General features: G+C 67.3%; 17 protein-coding genes. 8 read left to right on the top strand and 9 right to left on the bottom strand.

Annotation, left to right across the window (positions count from 1 at the left end):
- Positions 1-8: 8 nt before the first annotated feature.
- Positions 9-1,808 carry an aminopeptidase P family protein gene (locus ACEYYA_RS13410; RefSeq protein ID WP_374801416.1) on the top strand — a complete coding sequence of 600 codons (1,800 nt, stop codon included), beginning with the start codon at positions 9-11 and terminating at the stop codon, positions 1,806-1,808.
- Positions 1,805-3,157, top strand: a complete 1,353-nt coding sequence (locus ACEYYA_RS13405) for an FAD-binding oxidoreductase (RefSeq protein WP_374801415.1) — start codon at positions 1,805-1,807, stop codon at positions 3,155-3,157. The genes ACEYYA_RS13410 and ACEYYA_RS13405 overlap by 4 nt, the downstream gene beginning before the upstream one ends.
- 44 nt (positions 3,158-3,201) lie before the next feature.
- On the opposite strand, the gene ACEYYA_RS13400 is transcribed toward ACEYYA_RS13405, so the two are convergent.
- Positions 3,202-4,359: a deoxyguanosinetriphosphate triphosphohydrolase gene (locus ACEYYA_RS13400; protein WP_374801414.1), complete on the bottom strand. Its 1,158-nt coding sequence runs from the start codon at positions 4,357-4,359 to the stop codon at positions 3,202-3,204.
- A 63-nt stretch (positions 4,360-4,422) separates the two neighbouring features.
- Between ACEYYA_RS13400 and ACEYYA_RS13395 the strand changes: the two genes are divergently transcribed.
- Positions 4,423-4,746 (top strand): HesB/IscA family protein, encoded by a 324-nt coding sequence (locus tag ACEYYA_RS13395; protein ID WP_374801413.1) that lies wholly within the window; start codon positions 4,423-4,425, stop codon positions 4,744-4,746.
- Between the two features lie 81 nt (positions 4,747-4,827).
- On the opposite strand, the gene rimO is transcribed toward ACEYYA_RS13395, so the two are convergent.
- Both rimO and ACEYYA_RS13385 read right to left on the bottom strand, forming a co-directional pair.
- Entirely contained in the window at positions 4,828-6,210 is a 1,383-nt protein-coding gene (gene rimO / locus ACEYYA_RS13390; protein WP_374801412.1) for a 30S ribosomal protein S12 methylthiotransferase RimO, read from the bottom strand.
- A gap of 247 nt (positions 6,211-6,457) precedes the next feature.
- A complete protein-coding gene (locus ACEYYA_RS13385) occupies positions 6,458-7,189 on the bottom strand; it encodes a GcrA family cell cycle regulator (RefSeq protein ID WP_374801411.1) in 732 nt (243 codons plus the stop codon).
- A gap of 111 nt (positions 7,190-7,300) precedes the next feature.
- On the opposite strand from ACEYYA_RS13385, the gene ACEYYA_RS13380 reads away from it, so the two are divergent.
- The 4 genes from ACEYYA_RS13380 to ACEYYA_RS13365 all read left to right on the top strand — a co-directional run bounded on the left by ACEYYA_RS13380 (position 7,301) and on the right by ACEYYA_RS13365 (position 11,368).
- Positions 7,301-8,119 carry an ABC transporter permease gene (locus tag ACEYYA_RS13380; RefSeq protein ID WP_374801410.1) on the top strand — a complete coding sequence of 273 codons (819 nt, stop codon included), beginning with the start codon at positions 7,301-7,303 and terminating at the stop codon, positions 8,117-8,119.
- A gap of 195 nt (positions 8,120-8,314) precedes the next feature.
- Positions 8,315-9,481 carry an aspartate aminotransferase family protein gene (locus ACEYYA_RS13375; RefSeq protein WP_374801409.1) on the top strand — a complete coding sequence of 389 codons (1,167 nt, stop codon included), beginning with the start codon at positions 8,315-8,317 and terminating at the stop codon, positions 9,479-9,481.
- Positions 9,482-9,552: 71 nt separating this feature from the next.
- A complete protein-coding gene (gene argF / locus ACEYYA_RS13370) occupies positions 9,553-10,479 on the top strand; it encodes an ornithine carbamoyltransferase (RefSeq protein WP_374801408.1) in 927 nt (308 codons plus the stop codon).
- A 115-nt stretch (positions 10,480-10,594) separates the two neighbouring features.
- Positions 10,595-11,368, top strand: coding sequence for a crotonase/enoyl-CoA hydratase family protein (locus ACEYYA_RS13365; protein WP_374801406.1), 774 nt, complete (start codon positions 10,595-10,597; stop codon positions 11,366-11,368).
- Positions 11,369-11,455: 87 nt separating this feature from the next.
- On the opposite strand, the gene ACEYYA_RS13360 is transcribed toward ACEYYA_RS13365, so the two are convergent.
- From ACEYYA_RS13360 to ACEYYA_RS13350, 3 genes are all read right to left on the bottom strand, one after another.
- Positions 11,456-14,518, bottom strand: coding sequence for a valine--tRNA ligase (locus tag ACEYYA_RS13360; RefSeq protein ID WP_374801404.1), 3,063 nt, complete (start codon positions 14,516-14,518; stop codon positions 11,456-11,458).
- Between the two features lie 71 nt (positions 14,519-14,589).
- Positions 14,590-15,363: a VOC family protein gene (locus ACEYYA_RS13355; protein WP_374801403.1), complete on the bottom strand. Its 774-nt coding sequence runs from the start codon at positions 15,361-15,363 to the stop codon at positions 14,590-14,592.
- A 175-nt stretch (positions 15,364-15,538) separates the two neighbouring features.
- Positions 15,539-15,970 carry an Lrp/AsnC family transcriptional regulator gene (locus ACEYYA_RS13350; protein WP_374801402.1) on the bottom strand — a complete coding sequence of 144 codons (432 nt, stop codon included), beginning with the start codon at positions 15,968-15,970 and terminating at the stop codon, positions 15,539-15,541.
- A gap of 230 nt (positions 15,971-16,200) precedes the next feature.
- On the opposite strand from ACEYYA_RS13350, the gene ACEYYA_RS13345 reads away from it, so the two are divergent.
- Complete coding sequence (locus ACEYYA_RS13345; RefSeq protein ID WP_374801400.1) at positions 16,201-17,349, top strand: type III PLP-dependent enzyme; 1,149 nt, start codon at positions 16,201-16,203, stop codon at positions 17,347-17,349.
- A 157-nt stretch (positions 17,350-17,506) separates the two neighbouring features.
- Here ACEYYA_RS13345 and ACEYYA_RS13340 read toward each other — a convergent pair whose 3' ends face one another.
- Genes ACEYYA_RS13340 through ubiA form a run of 3 tightly spaced genes read right to left on the bottom strand, consistent with a single transcriptional unit; the run spans position 17,507 to position 21,304 of the window.
- Positions 17,507-17,836, bottom strand: a complete 330-nt coding sequence (locus ACEYYA_RS13340; RefSeq protein WP_374801398.1) for a hypothetical protein — start codon at positions 17,834-17,836, stop codon at positions 17,507-17,509.
- Between the two features lie 42 nt (positions 17,837-17,878).
- Positions 17,879-20,287, bottom strand: a complete 2,409-nt coding sequence (locus ACEYYA_RS13335; protein ID WP_374801397.1) for an OmpA family protein — start codon at positions 20,285-20,287, stop codon at positions 17,879-17,881.
- 57 nt (positions 20,288-20,344) lie between these two features.
- The gene (gene ubiA, locus ACEYYA_RS13330; RefSeq protein WP_374801395.1) at positions 20,345-21,304 is read right to left on the bottom strand and encodes a 4-hydroxybenzoate octaprenyltransferase; all 960 of its coding nucleotides are present in this window, start codon (positions 21,302-21,304) and stop codon (positions 20,345-20,347) included.

Below are 21,304 nucleotides of genomic sequence, written 5' to 3'. Positions count from 1 at the left end.
GAGGCCCCATGCTGCAAGATTTCACCCTGTCCGCCCGTCCCGAAAACGGCCCGCCGCGTCTGGCGGCGTTGCGGGGGCAAATGGCCCAGGCGGGGCTGGATGGCTGGTTGCAGCCGCGTGCCGATGCCCATCAGGGCGAATATGTGGCGGCTTGCGATGACCGGCTGGCCTGGCTGACCGGTTTCACCGGATCGGCGGGCGGGGCCTATGTGACGCGGGACCGGGCGGCGGTCGCATCGGATGGGCGCTATCGTTTGCAGGCGCGTGACCAATGCGCGCCCGAGATTGAGGTGCTGATCGAGCCGGGCGACAAGCCTGCCGACTGGTTGCGCGCGGCTTTGCCACAGGGCGGGCGTTTGGGGTTTGACCCCTGGCTGCACACGCCCGCACAGATCGCCGGGCTGGAGAAGGCCCTGGCGGGCAGCGGCATCGAATTGGTCGCGCATGACAATCTGGTCGCCCGGATCTGGGCCGATCGCCCCGCCGCACCCGCAGCCCCCGCGCGCCTTCACCCCGGCCAATGGGCGGGCGAGGCGGCAGCCGACAAGCGCGCCCGCATGGCCGCCGCGCTGAAGCGCGACGGGCAGCGCGCAGTGGTGCTGACGCTGCCCGATTCGATTGCCTGGCTGACCAACCTGCGCGGCGCCGACATTCCGCGCAATCCGGTGATGCAGGCCTTTGCCATCCTGACCGATGAGGCGCAGCTGACGATCTTCACCGAGCCCTCCAAGCTGGCGGGGCTGGATCTGGACGCCGCGACCCGCATCCGCCCGCAGGCGGCCTTGGCGCCCGCGTTGCGGATGCTGACCGGCCCGGTGCGGCTTGACCCCGCCACCGCGCCGCTGGCCGTGCGGCAGGAACTTGACGATGCCGGGGTGTCCGTGTCCGAGGGCGCGGACCCTGTGATTCTGGCCAAAGCCGTCAAGAACCGTGCCGAGATCGCCGGAATGCAGGCCGCCCATCACCGCGACGCGTTGGCAATGGTGCGGTTCCTGGCCTGGCTGGACGCCGCCATCTCCGCCGGTCAGCCGCTGACCGAAATCGCCGTGGTGCGCCAGCTTGAGGCGTTCCGCGCTGACACCGGCGAGCTGATCGACCTGTCGTTTGAAACCATCTGCGGCTCTGGCCCGCATGGCGCGATCGTGCATTACCGCGTGACCGAGGATAGCGACCGCGCGATCCGCCCCGGCGATGTGCTGCTGATCGATTCCGGGGCCCAGTATGCCGATGGCACCACCGACATCACCCGCACGCTGCCGGTCGGGGATGCGGGCGACCCCGCCTTTGACGCGGTGCGCGGCCCCTATACGCGGGTGCTGCAAGGCATGATCGCCATCTCGCGCCTGCGGTTTCCCACGGGGCTGGCGGGCCGCGATATTGACGCGGTGGCGCGCGCGCCACTGTGGATGGCGGGGCAGGATTACGACCACGGCACCGGGCATGGCGTCGGCGCGGCGCTGTCGGTGCATGAAGGCCCGGCCCGCATCTCGCGCATGTCGGATGTAGCGCTGCAAGCCGGCATGATCCTGTCGAACGAGCCGGGCTATTACCGCGCCGGAGCCTTTGGCATCCGTATCGAAAACCTGATCGTCGTGGCCGAGGCCGAGGCCGAACTAGGCCGCGCGATGCTGGGCTTCGACACCCTGACGCTGGTGCCGATCGACACCCGCCTGATCGACCGCAGCCTCATGGCGCGCGCCGAGATCGACTGGCTGAACGCCTATCACGCCCGCGTCCGCGACGCCCTTTCCCCGCATCTGACCGGCGACGACCTGCGCTGGCTGACCCAGGCAACCGAGGCCCTATGACTGCGTTCGATCAGCTTTCCGCCCTGCTGGGCACCCGTTTCACCACCGCCCAGGCCGAACGCGACCTTCATGGCGCGTCCGAGGCCTTTTACCCGCCGATGCCGCCCGACGCCGTGGCCTTTCCCGAAACCACGGATGAGGTCAGTGCCATTCTGGCGATCTGCCACGCCAGCGGCACCCCGGTGACGGCCTGGGGGGCCGGCACCTCGCTTGAGGGGCACGCCCTGGCGGCGCGCGGCGGCATCGTGCTGGACACCCGCCGCATGAACCGGCTGGTCGAGGTTCGCCCCGAAGACATGCTGGCGGTGGTGCAGCCGGGCCTGACCCGGATCGCGCTGAACACCGAATTGCGCGCCACCGGGCTGTTCTTCCCGGTCGACCCGGGGGCGGACGCCAGCTTGGGCGGGATGGCGGCGACGCGGGCCTCGGGGACGACGACGGTGCGCTATGGATCAATGCGCGACAATGTGCGGGCGATGCAGGTGGTGCTGGCGGATGGCACGGTGATCCGCACCGGAACGGCCGCGGCCAAGACGGCGGCGGGTTATGACCTGACCGCGCTGATGCTGGGGTCGGAGGGCACGCTGGGCATCATCACCGAACTGACCCTGCGCCTGCACGGCCAACCCGAGGAGGTCGCCGCCGGGGTCTGCGCCTTCCCGAGCATCGAACAGGCGGTCGAAACGGTGATCCTGACCATCCAGTCCGGCATCGACGTCGCGCGGGTCGAGTTCGTGGATGCCGCCACCGTCCGCGCCTTCAACGCCACCGGCGAAAGCTGGCCCGAGACCCCGCATCTGATGGTCGAGTTCCACGGCACCCCCGCAAGTGTCGCCGAACAGGCGGCGCGCTTTGGCGATCTGGTGGCCGATGCCGGGGGCCGCTTCGACTGGGCCACCGATCCGGCGCGGCGCAACGCGCTTTGGGCCATGCGCCACGGCGCCTATCCGGCGATCCTGCGCACCCGACCCGGCGCCAGTGCGGTGGTGACGGACGTCTGCGTGCCGATCTCGCGCCTGGCCGAGGCGGTGGCGATGGCGCAGGGGGTGATTGCCGAGGCGGGGATCGAAGGCCCGATCCTGGGCCATGTCGGCGACGGCAATTTCCACGCGATCCTGATGGTCGACAAGTCGGACGCGGCGGATGTGAAACGCGCCAAGGCGGTGGCCGAGAAGCTGGCCGAAGGCGCATTGGCGCTTGGCGGCACGATCAGCGGCGAACATGGCATCGGCATCGGCAAACGCGCGATGATGGCCGCCGAACACGGGCCGGGCTGGGCGGTGATGGGCGCGATCAAACAGGCGTTTGACCCGTGCGGCATCCTGAACCCCGGCAAGCTGGTGCCGTAGGAAGGTGAGTATTTGGGCAAAGAGGAATGCAGCTTCCCCTTTGTTCAAATACTCAAGCCACACAGCCGCTCGCACTCGGCCTGGGCAAAGCGGTCGGTCATTCCGGCAACATAATCCAGCACGATGCGGGCGCGCTGCGTGTCGTCGGCGCCCAGGGCTTCGGCTTGCCAATCAGCCGGCATGAGGTCGGGGCGGGCCAGCAGCAGCGGGAACAGCGCGTCCAGCATCGCCGTGGCGCGGGTGCGTTCGACCACCACATCGGGCGCGCGATACATGCGGGTGAACAGGAAGCCCTTGATCGCCTTGAGGTTCTGGTAAAGCGGCTTGGAGAAGCGGATCACAGGCCCGTCCATGGCGCGGATATCGTCGGCGCTGCGCGGGGCCAGTGCGGCCAGCCGGTTCTGGGCGACGGCGATCACATCCTCGACCATGATGCCGAAGATGCGGCGCAGCGCCTCGTGACGGCGGCGCATCGGGTCAAGGCCGGGATAGGTGGCGTCGACCTCGGCAAAGGCGGGGCCGATGACGGGCAGGTCCATCAGGTCGGCCTCGGTGAACAGACCGGCGCGCAGGCCGTCATGCAGGTCGTGGTGGTTATAGGCGATGTCATCGGCCACGGCGGCGACCTGGGCTTCGGCACTCGCGTGGGTGGAGAGGTCAAGATCCCAGGCGGCGTTCACCTCGGCCAGGGCATAGGGCAGGGGGGCGAGGACAGGGCCATTATGCTTGGCGATGCCCTCCAGTGCTTCCCAGGTCAGGTTCAGCCCGTCAAAGCGCGCGTAATGGCGTTCCAGCCGGGTGACGATGCGCAAGGCCTGGGCGTTGTGGTCAAAGCCGCCATAGGGTTCCATCAGCCGCGCCAAGGCGTCCTCGCCGGTATGGCCAAAGGGCGGGTGGCCAAGGTCATGGGCAAGGGCCACCGTCTCGGCCAGGTCGGTATCAAGGTTCAGCGCGCCCGCGATGGTGCGGGCAACCTGGGCCACCTCGATCGTATGGGTCAGCCGCGTGCGGAAATAGTCACCGCGATAATCGGCGCCCTCCTGTTCGACGAACACCTGGGTCTTGTGCTTCAGCCGCCGGAAGGCGCTGGAATGAATGATGCGGTCGCGGTCGCGCTGCCAGGGGCTGCGAAAGGTCGACATGTCCTCGGGGTAAAGTCGGCCGCGGCTGTCGCCGGGCTGGCTGGCATAGGGGGCTGTCATCTTTGGCCTTCTTGTTCCTGTCCCGCTGCCAGCCTACATTGGCAGGCAAAGGGGAACAACAACATGAACCTGCCGCCGAATGTCACCGCCCGCGCCTTTGCCCGCCTGGCCGCCATCAACGCGGGCAAGGCCCCGCAGGCGCTGCGCGTCGCGGTGGAAGGCGGCGGCTGTTCGGGGTTTCAATACGACATCCGCCTGGACCAGCCCGCCGCCGATGATCTGGTGATCGAGGGCGAGGGGCAGAAGGTGCTGATCGACCCGGTGTCGCTGCCCTTCCTGTCGGGCGCGACGATCGATTTCACGGATGAGCTGATCGGGGCGCGCTTCGTGGTCGAAAACCCGAATGCCAGCAGCTCCTGTGGCTGCGGCGTGTCCTTTGCCATGTGATAGCGCCGTTGGCGCCGCCCGCGTGCGTATTTGGACAAGGAAGATTGCAGCTTCTTTCTTGCCCAAATACGCAAGCAACGCTTAGACCGGTCGGCCCCAGAGGTCATACTCGCTGGCTTCCTCGACCTCGACAGTCAGAAGATCGCCGGGGGCCAGCCCCTCGAACCCTTCGTCGATGAACAGATTGCCGTCGATTTCGGGCGCATCGGCCATGGTGCGGCAGGTCGCGCCCTCGGCATCGACCGCATCGACGATCACCTGCTGGGTGCTGCCGACCTTGGCCGCCAGCTTGGCCGCGCTGATCGCCTGGGCCTTTTCCATGAAGCGGTGCCAGCGGTCTTCCTTGACCTCATCCGGCACATGGTCGGGCAGGGCGTTCGACCGCGCCCCGGCGACGTTTTCATATTGGAAACAGCCGACGCGATCCAGTTGCGCCTCGTCCAGCCAGTCCAGCAGGGTCTGGAACTCGGCCTCGGTCTCGCCCGGGTAGCCGACGATAAAGGTGGACCGCAGCGTAAGGTCGGGGCAGATCGCGCGCCAGGCGGCAATCTCATCCAGGGTTTTGGCAGCGGCGGCGGGGCGGGCCATGCGTTTCAGCGTATCGGGATGGGCGTGCTGAAAGGGGATGTCCAGATAGGGCAGCACCAGGCCGCCTGTTTCAGAATGGGCAGCCATCAGCGGGATCAGGTCGCGTACATGCGGATAGGGATAGACATAGTGCAGCCGCACCCAGGCCCCCAGGCTGCCCAGGTCGCGCGCCAGATCGGTGATATGGGCGCGGTGGCCGTTGGTCGTGGCGTGCCGCAGGTCCAGCCCATAGGCGCTGGTGTCCTGACTGATGACCAACAGCTCGCGCACGCCATTGGCTACCAGCTTTTCCGCCTCGCGCAGCACGGCATGGGCGGGTCGGCTGACCAGCTTGCCGCGCATGTCGGGGATGATGCAGAACTTGCAGGCGTGGTTGCAGCCCTCGGAGATCTTCAGATAGCTGTAATGGCGCGGCGTCAGCTTGACGCCGGTCGCGGGCAGCAGGTCGACAAAGGGGTCGGGGTCAGGCGGCAGCGCGGTGTGAACGGCGTCCAGCACCTGTTCATATTGCTGCGGCCCGGTGACGGCCAGCACCTTGGGGTGAACGCCGGTGATGTATTCCGGCTCGGCCCCCAGACAGCCGGTGACGATCACCCGGCCATTCTCGGCCAGGGCCTCGCCGATGGCGTCCAAGCTTTCGGCCTTGGCGCTGTCCAGAAATCCGCAGGTGTTGACGATCACCGCGCCGGCGCCCTTGTAATCGGCGCTGATCGCATAACCCTCGGCCCGCAGGCGGGTCAGGATGCGTTCGCTATCGACCAGGGCCTTGGGGCAGCCAAGGCTGACCATACCGATGACGGGCTGGCCGGGGCGGGCGACCTCGGTGATCCGGGCGCGGGCAAGATCGGGGCGAAGATCGGGCGGGTTCTGGCTCATGGCGGGCGTATACAGCCCCGCCCCGCGCCTCGAAAGCCCTTTCTTCTTGGCCGAAATATCCTGGGGGTGAGGCCGCAGGCCAAGGGGGCAAGGCAGCCTTATCCCTCAGAGCGCCCCAGCAGCGCCACCCCCTTCGCTTTGCCGGGCCGCGTCGGCGTTACCGCCGCCGATCCCGGCCTCGCCCGTTTTGCCGGTCCGCCGCCTAGCGGCGCCGATCCCGGCTTCTTCCGTTTTGCCGGTCCGCCGCCTAGCGGCGGCGATCCCGGCGGGCGCTCATCGGTTGGAAGGCGACGCCGACATGGGCCTCGCAATAGGGTTTGCCGGGCTGGCAGGGCAGGCCGCAGAACCAGAACTGTTCCGTCGCCGGATCACCGATCGGCCATTTGCAGGTGCGCTCGGTCAGTTCCATCAGCTTCAGCTTGCGGGCCTTGCGCTCGACCTCGCGGACCGAGGCCAGGGCCTCGGGGCTGATCTCATTGGCGGATGGCTGCGGCGGCAGCGGCTGCCCCGCGGCCAGTTGCGCGCGGCGCAGCGCGGCGGGCATCGGCCCGGTCGAGGCCGCAAGCCCGGCCTCCATCGCCGCCGCCGAACCCGAGGGCGGCGGGGCCTCGTCGGCCTCGTCCTGATCCGCCGCAGGCTCGGTCACGGGCTTTTCGGCGCGCGGGCGGGCGGGTTTGTCCGCAGCCTTTTCGGCGGGCTTGTCGGCCGGACGGCCGCGGTCGGCCTTGTCCGACGCTGGCTCGGCAGCCTTGACGGGCGCTTCGGCAGCCTTTTCGACCGACTTCTCGACGGGCTTTTCCGCCACCGGCTCGGCTTCCGGCTCGGCGCCGGTGGTGCGGTTCGACAGGCCCAGCCGGTGAACCTTGCCGATCACCGCGTTGCGCGTGACCGATCCAAGCTCCTTGGCGATCTGGCTGGCCGATTGGCCCTCGGCCCACATCTTCTTCAGCAGTTCGACACGTTCATCGGTCCAGGACATGACAGCCTTTCCATCCCGGCGACGGGGCCGGGGACATTCTTGCAAGCCCCTATTCTATTCGGGGGACGGGTTGAGATACAAGTCAAGGGCGTCACAGGCAAGGACCAAGCGATGAACAGCCAGATCCCCGCGACCAATCGCCCGATGGGCAGTCGCCGTTTCGGTGCCGTCAACTGGCTGGGGCTGCGCACGCTGGCCTGGCGCGAAACCCGTCGCTTTCTGTCGGTCTGGCAACAGACGGTGCTGGCCCCGCTGATGACGGCGGCGCTGTTCCTGGCGGTCTTTGCCCTGGCCCTGGGGCAGGGTCGGGGCGAGGTGATGGGCGTGCCCTTCCTGGCCTTCCTGGCGCCCGGCATCCTGATGATGACGGTGATCCAGAACGCCTTCGCCAATACCTCATCCTCGCTGGTGATCGCCAAGGTCCAGGGCAATATCGTCGACACGCTGATGCCGCCGCTGTCGGCGGGCGAACTGGTGGCGGGCTATCTGGCGGGCGCCTGCGCGCGGGCGATGATCGTCGCCCTGGTGATCGGCATCGGCATGTCGTTCCTGCTGGGCCAGACGCCCGCGCATCCGGTCTGGGCGCTGTGCTTCGTGGTCCTGGGATCAGTGCTGATGGGCGGGCTGGGACTGATCGCCGGGGTCTATGCCAACAAGTTCGACCAGATGGCGGCGATCACCAATTTCATCATCACGCCGCTGTCGTTCCTGTCGGGCACCTTCTATTCGGTGCAGGCGCTGCCGCCCACCTTTCAGACGCTGACCCATGCCAACCCGGTCTTCTACCTGATCGACGGGGCGCGTTACGGCTTTGTCGGCGTGTCGGATGCCTCGCCCTGGCTTGGCCTTGCTGTCTGCACGGCGGCGGCGCTGATCGTTAACCTGATCGCCTGGCGGTGGCTGGACAGCGGCTGGCGGATGAAGCCCTGAGCCGCGCGAAGCCCTTTACAGAACCACAGCCGCGTCGTATGGCGGCTGCATGATCGCATCGTTCGCCCTGACCGCCGACACCCGACGCCGATAATCGGCGCGCGATCCCGTATGTCCGGCGTTAACGGACGCATCCCTCATTGACGCAACGCCCGGCCTTTGGCACCGATGGGCTTTCCGTATCGGAGACCGCAGATGTCCCACGTCCTGCCCACCTATAACCGCGCCCCCCTGACCTTCGTTTCGGGGCAGGGAAGCTGGCTGACCGACGATCAGGGCCGACGCTTTCTGGATCTGGGCGCGGGCATTGCGGTCAATGCGCTTGGCCATGCGAACCCCGACCTGGTGGCTGCGCTGACCGAACAGGCCGGGCGGCTGTGGCATGTCTCGAACCTTTACCGGATCGAGGAACAGGAAAAGCTGGCCAACGCGCTGACCGACAGCAGCTTTGCCGATCTGGTGTTCTTCACCAATTCCGGCACCGAGGCGGCGGAACTGGCGATCAAGATGGCGCGCAAATACTGGGCCGATCACGACCAGCCGCGCAGCCGCATCGTCGCCTTCGAGGGGGCCTTCCACGGCCGGTCCACCGGCGCCATTGCGGCGGCGGGGTCTGAAAAGATGACCAAGGGCTTTGGCCCGCTGATGCCTGGCTTCGTGCAGGTGCCCTGGGGCGACCCCGAGGCCCTGCACGCCGCCATCACCCCCGACACGGCCGCCGTGATGGTCGAGCCGATCCAGGGCGAAGGTGGCATCCGCCCGATGCCCGATGACCAGCTTCGCGCGCTGCGCGACCTCTGCGATGCCACCGGTGCGCTGCTGATCATGGATGAGGTGCAATGCGGCATGGGCCGCACCGGGCGGCTGTGGGCACATCAATGGTCGGGCGTCACCCCCGACATCATGATGGTCGCCAAGGGCATCGGCGGCGGCTTCCCCCTGGGCGCCGTGCTGGCCACCCGCCGCGCCGCCAGCGGCATGACGGCAGGCACGCATGGCTCGACCTATGGCGGCAACCCGCTGGCCTGCGCGGTCGGCGCGCGGGTGATGCAGATCGTGGCCGATCCCGCCTTCCTGGCCGAGGTCAACCGCAAGGGCGCGCTGTTCCGCCAGGGGCTTGAGGGCCTTGTCGCCAGCCACCCCGACGTCTTTGAATCCGTGCGCGGCCAGGGGCTTATGCTGGGGCTGAAATGCAAGGTCGCACCCGGCGAAGTCGTCGCGGCTGGCTATGATCAGGGCGTCCTGACGGTCGGCGCGGCGGACAACACCCTGCGCCTGTTGCCGGCGCTGAACATCGACGATGCCGACCTGGCCGAGGCGCTGCGACGCCTTGACGCCGCTGCCGGCCAACTGACCCGCTGATTTCCTCTTGGTGCAAACATCCTCGGGGTCCGGGGCAGACAGCCCCCGGCGACCCCCAGAAAGACCGGACGATGACCCATTTTCTTGACATCCACACGACACCCGCCACCGAACTGCGCGCCATCCTGGACAGCGCCCGCGCCATGAAATCCGCGCGCCAGGGCCGCCCCAAGGGCACGCCCGATGACGAACAGCCGCTGGCGGGCCGCATGGTGGCCTTGATCTTCGAAAAGCCCTCGACCCGCACCCGTGTCAGCTTCGACGTCGGGGTGCGCCAGCTGGGCGGGCAGACCATGGTTCTGTCGGGCAAGGAAATGCAGCTTGGCCATGGCGAGACCATCGCCGACACCGCCCGCGTGCTGTCGCGCTATGTCGACCTGATCATGATCCGCACCTTCGAGGAAGCGACGCTTCAGGAAATGGCCGAACATGCCAGCGTGCCGGTGATCAACGGCCTGACCAACCGCACCCATCCCTGTCAGATCATGGCGGATGTGATGACCTATGAGGAACATCGCGGCCCGATCGCCGGGCGCAAGGTGGTTTGGTCGGGCGATGGCAACAATGTCTGCGGCAGCTTCCTTCATGCCGCGGGGCAACTGGGCTTCGACTTCACCTTTACCGGCCCGCAACCGCTGGACCCCGAACATGAATGGATCGACTTCGCGCGCGGCAAAGGGGTCAAGGTCAGCATCGAACGCGACCCGTTCAAGGCGGTCGATGGCGCCGATCTGGTGGTGACGGATACTTGGGTGTCGATGCACGACCCGGAATCGGCCAAGGAACGCCGCCACAACCAGCTTCGCCCCTATCAGGTGAACGAGGCGCTGATGGCCGCCGCCAAGCCCGACGCGCTGTTCATGCACTGCCTGCCCGCGCATCGCAACGACGAGGCGACAAGCGCGGTCATGGACGGCCCGCATTCGGTGATCTTCGACGAGGCCGAGAACCGCTTGCACGCCCAAAAGGCGGTCATGCGCTGGTGCCTGGGCCTGTGATCTGCCGCCACGTCGGGCTTGTGCCCAAGGCCCGGCCTTGCGCTGATGCCTGAGCGGGCCGGGGGCGCTGCCTCCGGACCCCGGGGATATTTCGGCCAAGAAGAAAGGGCAGGGCATGGCACGGGTTCAGGTGACGGTCGATCAGGGAGTGGCGCAGGTCACGCTGAACCGGCCTGACAAGATCAATGCGGTCGATCAGGCGATGATCGACGGGGTGCTGGCGGCAGCGCAGGATCTGGCGGCGCGCGACGATCTGCGGGTGGTGGTGATCCACGGCGCGGGGCGCGGCTTCTGCTCGGGTCTGGATGTGGTCAGTTTCGCCGCCCTGGCGGCGGGCGATCCCGTTGCCCTGATCCATCCGCGCAGCCACGGCGATGCCAATGCCTTTCAGGCCTGGTCACTGGCCTGGCGCGACCTGCCGGTGCCGGTGATCGCGGCGCTGCATGGCCCCTGTTTCGGGGCCGGTCTGCAACTGGCGCTTGGCGCTGACATCCGCATCGCCGCGCCCGATACGCGGCTGGCGGTGATGGAAATGAAATGGGGCCTGATCCCCGACATGGGCGGCATGGTGACGCTGCCGGGGCTGGTGCGCGATGACTGGCTGCGGCGGCTGACCTATACCGCGCGGCCAGTGGATGCCCAGACCGGGCGCGACATTGGGCTGGTGACGGAACTGGCCGATGATCCGCTGTCCGCCGCACTGGAATTGGCGCATGAGATCGCGGCGAAAAGCCCATCGGCGATCCGCGCCGCCAAGCGGTTGGCGGGGCAGGCGCGCCATCTGCCGCGGGCCGAGATGCTGATGGCGGAATCGCGCGAACAGGCGGCGCTGATCGGCCAGCCCGATCAGATGGCCGCGATCGCAGCCAATCTGTCGTCCAAGCCATAGCCCAAGCGAAAGGGGCAGCGCGCGACCGGCTGCCCCTTCTTTCTTGTTCAAATACGCATCGGCACCCGCAACCGGGGGCGGCGTCGGTCAGGCGAGTTCGGCCAGCCGCGCGATGGCGGCGGCGATGCGGGCGGCCTCATCCGTGCCACGGGCCAGGTTCTCACGCGCTTCCTCGACAACTTCGGGATCGGCACTGGCGATGAAGCGCGGATTGTCCAGCCGGGCGCGCAGGCCCGACATGTCCTTGTCGAGCTTGGCCAATGCCTTTTCCAGCCGTGCCTTTTCCGCGCCCGCGTCGATCACACCGGCCAGCGGGATGGCGTAATCAGCCCCCGGCACGGCGATGGCGATGGCGCCTTTCGGGGCGGCGGCCTCGGTCAGGCTGTCGATCCGGGCAAGGCGCTGGATCATCGGCTGGTTGCGGGTCCAGGCGGTGCGCGCGGTGTCGTCGGCAGTGACCTGCACCATCGGCAGTTTCAGCCCCACCGGCACGCCCATCTGGGCGCGGGCGCTGCGGATCGTCTCGATCAGGTTGATGACCCAGTTCATTTCGGCATCCGCCACAGGGTCGATCAGATCGGCGCCGTAGGTCGGCCAGTCGCCATGCACCAGCATCCTGGCGCGGTTGCCGGTCAGCGCCCACAGCTCTTCGGTGATGAAGGGCATGATCGGGTGCAGCAGGGTGAAGCACTGATCCAGCACCCACCGCATCGTCGCGCGGGTTTCATCGGCTGCCTCGCCATCGAACAGAGGCTTGGCGAACTCGACATACCAATCGCAGACCTTGCCCCAGACAAAGCCGTAAAGCCCCGCCGCCGCATCGTTGAAGCGATAGCTGGCCAGAGCCTCATCCAGCGCCAGACGGGCGCGGGCGACCTCGCCGATGATCCAGCGGTTCACGGTATGGGTGGCCTCGGGCACGCCCGTGACCGGGGCGCCGGCAAAGACGCCGTTCATTTCGGCAAAGCGGGTGGCGTTCCAGATCTTCGTGCCGAAGTTGCGGTTCGCCTCGACATGTTTCGGCCCCAGTTTCGGGTCGCGGCCCATGGCGGCCATGCTGGTCAGGGTAAAGCGCAAGGCATCCGCGCCGAAATCGTCGATCAGCGTCAGCGGGTCGATGACATTGCCTTTCGACTTGGACATCTTGGCGCCCTTTTCGTCGCGCACCAGCCCATGCACATAGACGGTGTGGAACGGCGCCTGACCGGTCACCGCCAGTTGCATCATCATCATCCGGGCGACCCAGAAGAAGATGATGTCAAAGCCGGTGACCAGAACGTCGGTCGGAAAATACTTCTGCATTTCCGGCGTAGCGTCGGGCCAGCCCATCGTGCCGATGGGCCACAGGCCGCTGCTGAACCAGGTGTCCAGCACATCGGGGTCGCGCCAGATCGGATAGACCAGCCGCGTCGGATCCTGCGACAGGTTGTAATCGGCCAAGGCGGTGGCGAACGTGTGCTGGGCCTCGGCGCGGCTGCCAACCTCGACCACGCGGGCGATGTTCAGCGGATGCGGCAGGCCGGCCAGATGATCGCGGAACTTGTCGGTCACCGCCCCCAGATCGGCGGCTGCATGATGGAAGGCATCGGCAGAGGGGGCATTGTCCGCCAGCAGACGGAAAAGCTCGACCTCATCCAGCGCATCATCGCCTTCGTCATCCACAAAGCCGCGCGGTTCCAGATCAAGCCCATACCACACCGGGATCTGGTGCCCCCACCACAACTGGCGCGAGATCGTCCACGGCTCGATATTCTCAAGCCAGTGGAAATAAACCTTTTCATGCTGCTCGGGCAGGATGCGCGTCCGCCCCTCGCGCACCGCGTCAATCGCGGGCTGCACGATCCTGGCGGTGTCGACGAACCATTGATCGGTCAGCATCGGCTCGATCACCACGCCCGAGCGGTCGCCAAAGGGCTGCATGATCTTCTTGGCCTCGACCAGCGGGTTGCCCTCGGCATCGGTCACGGCCAGGCCTTCGGCGTTGATCTGCTCGATCACCGCCTTGCGCGCCTCCAGCCGGTCAAGGCCGCGCAGGTGGTCGGGCACCAGGTTGACGGCGCTGACATCGCCCACATCCTCGCCCTTGGCCGCACGGCTGGCGATCGCGGCACTTTCGGCATAGGACAGGCCATCCGCCCGCATCGCGCCCTTGGTATCCATCAGCGCATAAAGCGGGATGCCATTGCGGGTGGCCACGCCGTAATCGTTGAAATCATGCGCCCCGGTGATCTTGACCGCACCCGAGCCGAAGGTCGGATCGGGGTATTCGTCGGTGATGATCGGGATCAGGCGGCGGTGTTCCTTGGGTCCGACCGGGATTTCGCACAGCATCCCGACGATCGGCGCATAGCGCGCATCACCCGGATGCACCGCCACCGCGCCGTCGCCCAGCATGGTTTCGGGGCGCGTTGTCGCAATGCTGATATAGTCGCGCGTCTCGCGCAGGGTCACGTTGCCGTCGGCATCGCGTTCGACATATTCATAGCTCGCCCCGCCCGCCAGCGGATATTTGAAGTGCCACATGTGGCCCGCGACCTCGCGGCTTTCCACCTCAAGGTCGGAAATCGCGGTCTCGAAATGCGGATCCCAGTTCACCAGCCGCTTGCCGCGATAGATCAGGCCCTTGTCATACATGTCGACAAAGACCCGGATCACCGCGTCATGGAAATTGCCATCCTCGCCCGCGGGGGCACCGGGCGCGCCCGACATGGTGAATGCGTTGCGCGACCAATCGCAGGACGCCCCCAGCCGCTTGAGCTGGTGAATGATCGTGTCGCCGGATTCCGCCTTCCACTGCCAGACCTTTTGCAGGAAAGCCTCGCGCCCGATCTCGCGCCGGGGCGGTTCGCCCTTGGCGGCCATCTGGCGTTCCACCACCATCTGCGTGGCGATGCCCGCATGATCCTGGCCCGGCTGCCACAGCACATCAAATCCGCGCATCCGGTGCCAGCGAACCAGAATGTCCTGAAGCGTGTTGTTCAGCGCATGGCCGATATGCAGGCTGCCGGTGACGTTGGGCGGGGGGATGACGACGCTGAACGTGTCGTCGCGGCTGGCATTCGCCCCGGCGCGGAACGCCCCGGTCGTTTCCCATGCGCGCGCGATCCGCGCCTCGGCCTCGGCGGCGTCAAAGGTCTTGTCCATGCTCATCGGTTCGATCCTTTCAGGCTTGCCCGCTTCCTAGCGCGCAAGCCGTCCAAGGGAAAGCCCGTCGCCCCCGATCAGGCAGGCTCGAGCGGTCCGACGATGGCGAACCAGGCGCCCTGCGGGTCTTGGGCGATGGCGACATGGGCGGGGCCGGGCACCTCCACCGGGCCGACATGGACGCGCCCGCCCGCGGCCTTGATGGCCTCGATCGTCGCGTTCACGCCGTTTGAGCCGAAATAGGGCAGCCAATTGGGAACCGGCGCGTCGCCCAGCCCCATCATGCCGCCGATATCGGCGCCGTCATGTTTGAACAGCTGGTATGTGCCCATCTCGCCCATGTCCATCGCGTCGCCCTTGGTCCAACCGAACAGAGCGGCATAAAAGGCGAAGCCAGCGACCGGGTCAGTGGACATCAATTCAAGCCAATTGCCATGACCCTGCGCCCGCTGGTTGAAGGCCGCGCCACCCTGTCCGGCGGTGGCCGGATCGGGTTGCAGCACGCCGAACGCGGCGCCCTGCGGGTCGGCCAGCACGGCAAAGCGGCCGACGCCGGGCGCCGTCTCGGGGGCTTTCCAAACCTTGCCGCCCGCGGCCTCGGTCGCAGCGACGGCGGCATCGGCATCTTGGGCGCCGAAATAGATCAGCCAGTGCGGCGGCACACCCGGCGGCAGCGCCGACATCAGCCCGCCCGCCCCCACGCCATCGGTGGCCTGGGCGATGCGATAGTCGAAATCAATCATCTGGCTGTCGGCGACAGCCCAACCGAACACCGCAGCATAAAAGGTCGCGGCGGCGTCCAGATCGCTGGTGTTCAATTCGAACCAGCTTGGAAAACCGTGGAGGGTCATGGATCAGTCCTTGGTGCTGTTGCAGATACCAGTGAGCTCGACCCGCATCATCCGTCAAAGGCCATCAAGCCCAAGTCGGCGATCGCAGCTTGCGCGATCGGGGCCATTTCATCGGGGGCATGATAACGGGTTCCACGCTGCCGCCCAGCGTTTTGTCGATCCGTTCGCCCTGCCGTCAGACGGCACGGTCCAGCTTGGTCGACAGATGGATCAGGCTTTCCGACGATTTCACCCCCGGCATGTCGCCGATCTGATCCAGCACCGTATCAATCTGCGCGGTCGACGCTGCGGCCAGTTGCAGCAGCAGATCGACCCGGCCGCTGGTGGTGTGGATGCGCTCGATCTCGGGGATGGTTTTCAGCCGTGTCAGGATCGGCACCTGGGCGCGCGGCTCGATCGTCAGAAGCACGGTGGCGCGGATCCGGGCCTGGCGCGCCAGTTCGCCCAGCCGCAGCGTATACCCCGCGATCACCCCCGAGGTTTCAAGCCGCTCAAGCCGCGCCTGCACGGTCGACCGCGCCACCTTCAGCCGCCGCGCCAGCACCGCGACCGACATCCGCGCGTCGTTCCCCAGCAGGCCCAGAATGCTGCGATCCAATTCATCCATCACCGTGACCCTGCAATTTGACCGACCATCGCGGCAGATTAACGCCGACGTGATGCGATTCAACTCTTTTGTCCGGTGAAAATGTGCCCCATATCGCGCAGACTTCGTTTTCAGGAAAAGGGCGGCCCCAGGGGGCTTGCACCTGGCCTGGTTGGTTGACACGCGCAAGCGTCTCCCGACCCGTCAAGCCGGGGCAAGAGGTGGCTGCATCATGGGCAGGGAGATTTGCCATGGGACTTTCGAAAACGATCTGGGCGTCGCCCGCCGAAATCATTCGCACCCGCCAGCCGGAAAATCCGGTGATGGTGTTCGCGCCGACCGTGCTGCAAGCGACCGCACGGCGGTTCATCGCGGGCTTTCCGGGGCTGGTCACCTATGCCGTCAAGTCGAACCCTGATGAGATGGTGATCCAGAACCTGATCGCCGCCGGGATCAAGGGTTTCGACGTCGCCAGCCCCGCCGAGATCGACCTGATCGGCCGCCTGGCGCCGGGTGCCGCACGCCATTATCACAACCCGGTGCGTGCGGGTTTTGAAATCGCCCATGCCGTCGCTGCAGGCATCAAGGCCTGGTCAGTCGATTCGCATTCCGAACTGGACAAGCTGCTCGCGCAGGTGCCGGCCGAAGGCTGCGAAATCTCGCCGCGCTTCAAGCTGCCGGTGACGGGGGCGGCCTATGATTTCGGCGCAAAGTTCGGCGCCACGCCGGACCGCGCGGCGGAACTGCTGTCGCGGGTGGCGAAGGCGGGCTTCATCCCCTCGCTGACCTTCCATCCGGGCACCCAATGCACCGATCCCGCAGCATGGGAGGCCTATATCCGCACTGCTGCTGAGATTGCCCAGATGGCCGATGTGCGCATCGCCCGGCTGAACGTGGGCGGCGGGTTCCCCTCGCACCGAGTCAACGCCATCACCCCCGAGCTTGAGGCGATCTTCGACCTGATCGGCAGCGTCGCCGCCGAGGTCTTTGGCGACAACGGCCCGCAACTGGTCTGCGAGCCGGGCCGCGGTCTGGTCGCCGACAGCTTCGCCTTGGTCACCCGCGTCAAGGCCCTGCGCGACGACAACCATGTGTTCCTGAACGATGGCGTCTATGGCGGGCTGATGGAATTGCCGATGATCGGCAATATCGACCGGATCCAGGTGCTGTCGCCCGAGGGCACCCCGCGCGATGCCGAAATCGTGCCGCGCATCGTCTTTGGCCCGACTTGCGACAGCGTTGACCGCCTGCCCGGCGAACTGGCGCTGCCGGGCGATCTGGCCGAGGGTGATTATATCCTGTTCCACGGTGCCGGGGCCTATTCCAACGCCACCAACACGCGCTTCAACGGCTTTGGCGATCTGGCCTTTGCCACGGTGATGTCGCTGGGGCTGGAATGACACCCCGACCCTGACGCCGTTCAGCCTTTGTCAGGGATTTGCGCCGATACTGGCCGCGAATCGCTGACAAGGGCGGATGGCAGTGGGTCACGATGATCAGCATGACAGGATGACGACCGCCTTGGGGCGGTCGCGCGGCTTGGCGCGGCGGGGTGGCTCATGCCTTGCGGATATGCCTGTCGATATAGCTGCGCAGATCGTCATTCTCGGCGCGCAGGTCGCGCAATGTCTCCATCGCGGCGCGCATTTCGGCCTCGGACTGGCTCAGCCGATGGGTCAGTTCCTGTTCACGCTCTTCAAAAAAGCTCAGCGCCTCATCGCGGGTTTCCTCGGCCTCATGCAGGGATTGGGCCATGCGCTCCAACTCGCCCATGTCGGCGCGGGTAACGCGCGACAGCCTGTGCAGCAGCCAGGAAGCGAACCAGCCCAGCAGGAAGGCCACGAACAGGATGATGGCCGTAGCGATGATGAATTGGTCGCGATTCATGGATGGGTCCGATGCAGGCGGGAACAGGATAAAGCGGGCATGTCAGCGATCCGGGCGGGGCGCGGGCCGCCGCGTGTCGTCGGTGACCGGCAGGATTGGAACAGTCACGCCGTCGGCGGTGAAGCTGTCGGCATCGCTTGCAGGCGTGCTGCCGGGCGCGGCCTGGATCGCGGGCGGCGGCGTGATCGCGCCATCGCTGCCCTGCGCAGGCGCCAGCGGCTGCGGCGTGCCATTCGCCACGGCGGGCGGGACGGTGGTTGCGGCGGCGGGTTGATCGGTCGTGGCGCTGTCATCCTGCGGCAGGTCGTCGGTGCCATCAGCCGTGCCAGCCGCCGTGCCACCAGCCGTGCCGCCGTCCATGCCACCTTCCGCTGCCGGACCCTCCGACTGATCCGCGGGCGCCGCCGATTGGGCGTTGGTGCTGCCGGACGGGGTGGGCGCTGCAATGTCTGCCCCGTCTGCCGCACCTTCGGCGGTGTCACCTGCGCCACCCTGGGCGGCATCCTCTGCGGGCCGGTCTGCGGGCGTCTCTGCGGGCGCCTCCGCCGTCGTGCCGGTCACCACCTCGACCGGGGCGGCGGCCTCGGTTCCACGGTCGATGGGGGCGTCGTCCAGCAGGCGGAACTCGATCCGGCGGTTGGTATCGCGGCCCTCCTCGGTGTCGTTGCTGGCAATCGGCTGGCTTTCGCCATAGCCGCGCGCGGTCAGATGGGCGGTCGGGATATTGGCCTCGGCCAGGGCTGTCAGAACCGACTTGGCGCGACCCTCGGACAGGGTCTGGTTAAAGCCCTCGCTGCCTTGCGAATCGGTATGGCCGCCGATCTCCATACGGAAGTCGGCGCAATCGGCCATGCGCTGCCCGATTGCGGCAATGGTCGGCGCCGGGTCGCCATCCAGCGCGGTCTTGTTCGGGGCGAAACTGAACTCGGACCGGCCAAGGATGTTGTTCAGATCATCCACGCATTCATCGCCCGAGGGCAACCCCAGCGTGGGATCCAGCCGCCGGTCATAGGCGATGCGCAATTCATAGGGGGCACCGGGCGCCAGCCGGTCCGACAGCAGCCCGGCGACGGTGTCGCTGGCCTTGGCGTCGCCCGATTCCCCCGTGACGCGCAGCAAATCAGGCGTCACCTCGACCTGGCCATCGCTCAGCGTTCCAAGCGCCTCAAGCGCGGCGATGACCCGGATCGCCCAACCCTGCGGCAGATCGGCATCGGATTTCAGCGCCAGATCCACCTTTTCGCTGCCGAACCGGGCGCGGGCATAGGCCTCGATCGCGTCACGCTGGCGGTCATCGACCACCTGACCGGACAGGGCGATCCCGCCCTCCGGGGTCAGCCGGGCGCTGAACAGGCGCGGGGCCTGATCGGCGCCTTCGGCCGGTTTCAACCGCTCGGCCGTCAGCGAAAAGCCGCGCGGCAGGTTCGATTCAAGCTGGCCCACGGCCGCGTCGAAATCGGCCGCAGCGACCGTCTCGGCGGCGATCAACGCGACATCGCCATCCGAAAACGTCACCGAACCGCTGCCCAGCTTGGACAGGGCGGCGATGGCGAGGGTGACGGCCTGACCCCATTCGGCACTGGGCGCGCCCAGACCAACGGTGCATCCGGGGGTGCCCTTGACCCCGGCCTCGGCCGCGGCTTGCAGGATACGGTCGCGGGCGGCCTCGGTATCGGCGGCGCAGGCATCGAAATGCGGGCCTTGCTCGTCAATCAGGAACCGCATCGTAAAGGGCGCGATGACGGGTCGCGGCGCGGAAATGTCGGTGACCAGGCTGATCGCATCGGGCTTGCGCCGTGCAAGATCGGTTTCAAGCTGGGCCTTTTCGCTGGCACTGTCGGTGATGGCGGTGATCGCCACCTGGTCGGCGCGGATCGTCACCTTGGCGCGCGGCATCGCCTGAAGCGAGGTCATGGCAAAACCCACCGCGCGATCCCAATGGTCGGGCGCGGGGTAATCGGCGCTCTCCAGAAGATCGGTCACGGCCCGCCCGCCCGCTGCCGCGCGGGCCTGCTCGACAAGGGCGGCGCGGTCGGTGCTGGCCGGGATCAGGCCGATCAACTGGATCCCGCCGTCGTTTCGCAGCACCTCGATGGAAAAGACCGGGGCCTCGATCTGCGCGCTTTGGGCGACCTCCATCTGATCGACCAGACGCCCGGCATCGACCACGCCCCCCGCCACGGTCAGCGCCTTGACGCGCTGCGCCTCGGATGGGGCGGTCCCCGAGAGCTGGACCTGCAAACCATCGGTCCCGACACTTGCCCAGTCGTAGCCCGCCAGCCGCAACGCATCGGCCACCGCGTCCTGCGATCGCGCCTCGACCTGATGCGCGGCCAGCATCGCCCCACCCCAGGACAGGCCGGCGGCCAGTGCCAAGGTCGCGGCGCGCGCCAGCAGCAGGCTGCGCGGGGCGGCGCGGCTGGCTTTGGGTGTCGCGGGGGTGCTGCCCATGTCGCGGCCTCCTGTGATGGGTCTTGCCTGATTAGCCCTGGGCGGGGCGGGGTTCAATCAAGCCAGGGCGGCGGCGGCAAGAAACAGCGCAACGATCAGCCCCGCGTCACGATTGGTGCGAAACAGTCGCAGGCAGACGCCCGGATCGTCGATGTTCAGCCGCCGGATCTGCCAGACCAGATGCGCCGTCAGGGCGACCGGGGCGGCAAGCGCCAGCAGCCGTGCGCCGGGGCTGGCCGCCTGCGGCAGAGCGATCAGCACCGCCAGCGACAGCAGCAGCGTCGCGGTCAGGGCAAAGCCCCACAGCCACCGCCCGGTCGCCGCGCCAAACAGGCGCGCGGTGGATTTCACGCCGATCAGGGCGTCATCCTCTTTATCCTGGTGGGCATAGATCGTGTCATAAAACAGCGTCCAGGCGATGCCCGCCGCATAAAGCGCGATGGCGGGGGCCTCCAACCGGCCGCGACTGGCGGTAAAGGCCAGCAGCGCGCCCCAGTTGAAGGCGATGCCCAGAAAGGCCTGCGGCCACCAGGTGAAGCGTTTGGCAAAGGGATAGACCGCGACCGGGATCAGCGCCGCGATACCAAGCGCGATGGCGGCGGCGGGGAAGGTCAACAGGATCGCCGCGCCGATGGCCAGTTGCAGCACCAGCCAGATCGCTGCGCCGCGCGGGCTGACCTGGCCCGAGGGGATCGGCCGGGACCGGGTGCGCGCCACGGCGGCGTCGAAATCGCGGTCGGTGATGTCGTTCCAGGTGCAGCCCGCGCCGCGCATCACTGCCGAGCCGATGATGCAGGCCAGTGCGACCCAAGCATCGCCGGGCTGAAACCCGCCACGGCTGATCGCCGCAAGGGCTATCCCCCACCAGCACGGCAGCAGCAACAGCCACGTCCCGATCGGCCGGTCGGCGCGCGACAGCCGCAGCCAGGGCCGCGTCACGGCGGGCGCGAAACGGTCGACCCAATTTCCGGCGGGGGCGTCGATCACCACGCCCGGCTCTGGCATCGGCGGCGTCAT

This window comes from Paracoccus zhouxuedongae (assembly GCF_041927815.1).
Classification (GTDB): domain Bacteria; phylum Pseudomonadota; class Alphaproteobacteria; order Rhodobacterales; family Rhodobacteraceae; genus Paracoccus.
This window is presented reverse-complemented; position numbering and strand designations above follow the sequence as displayed.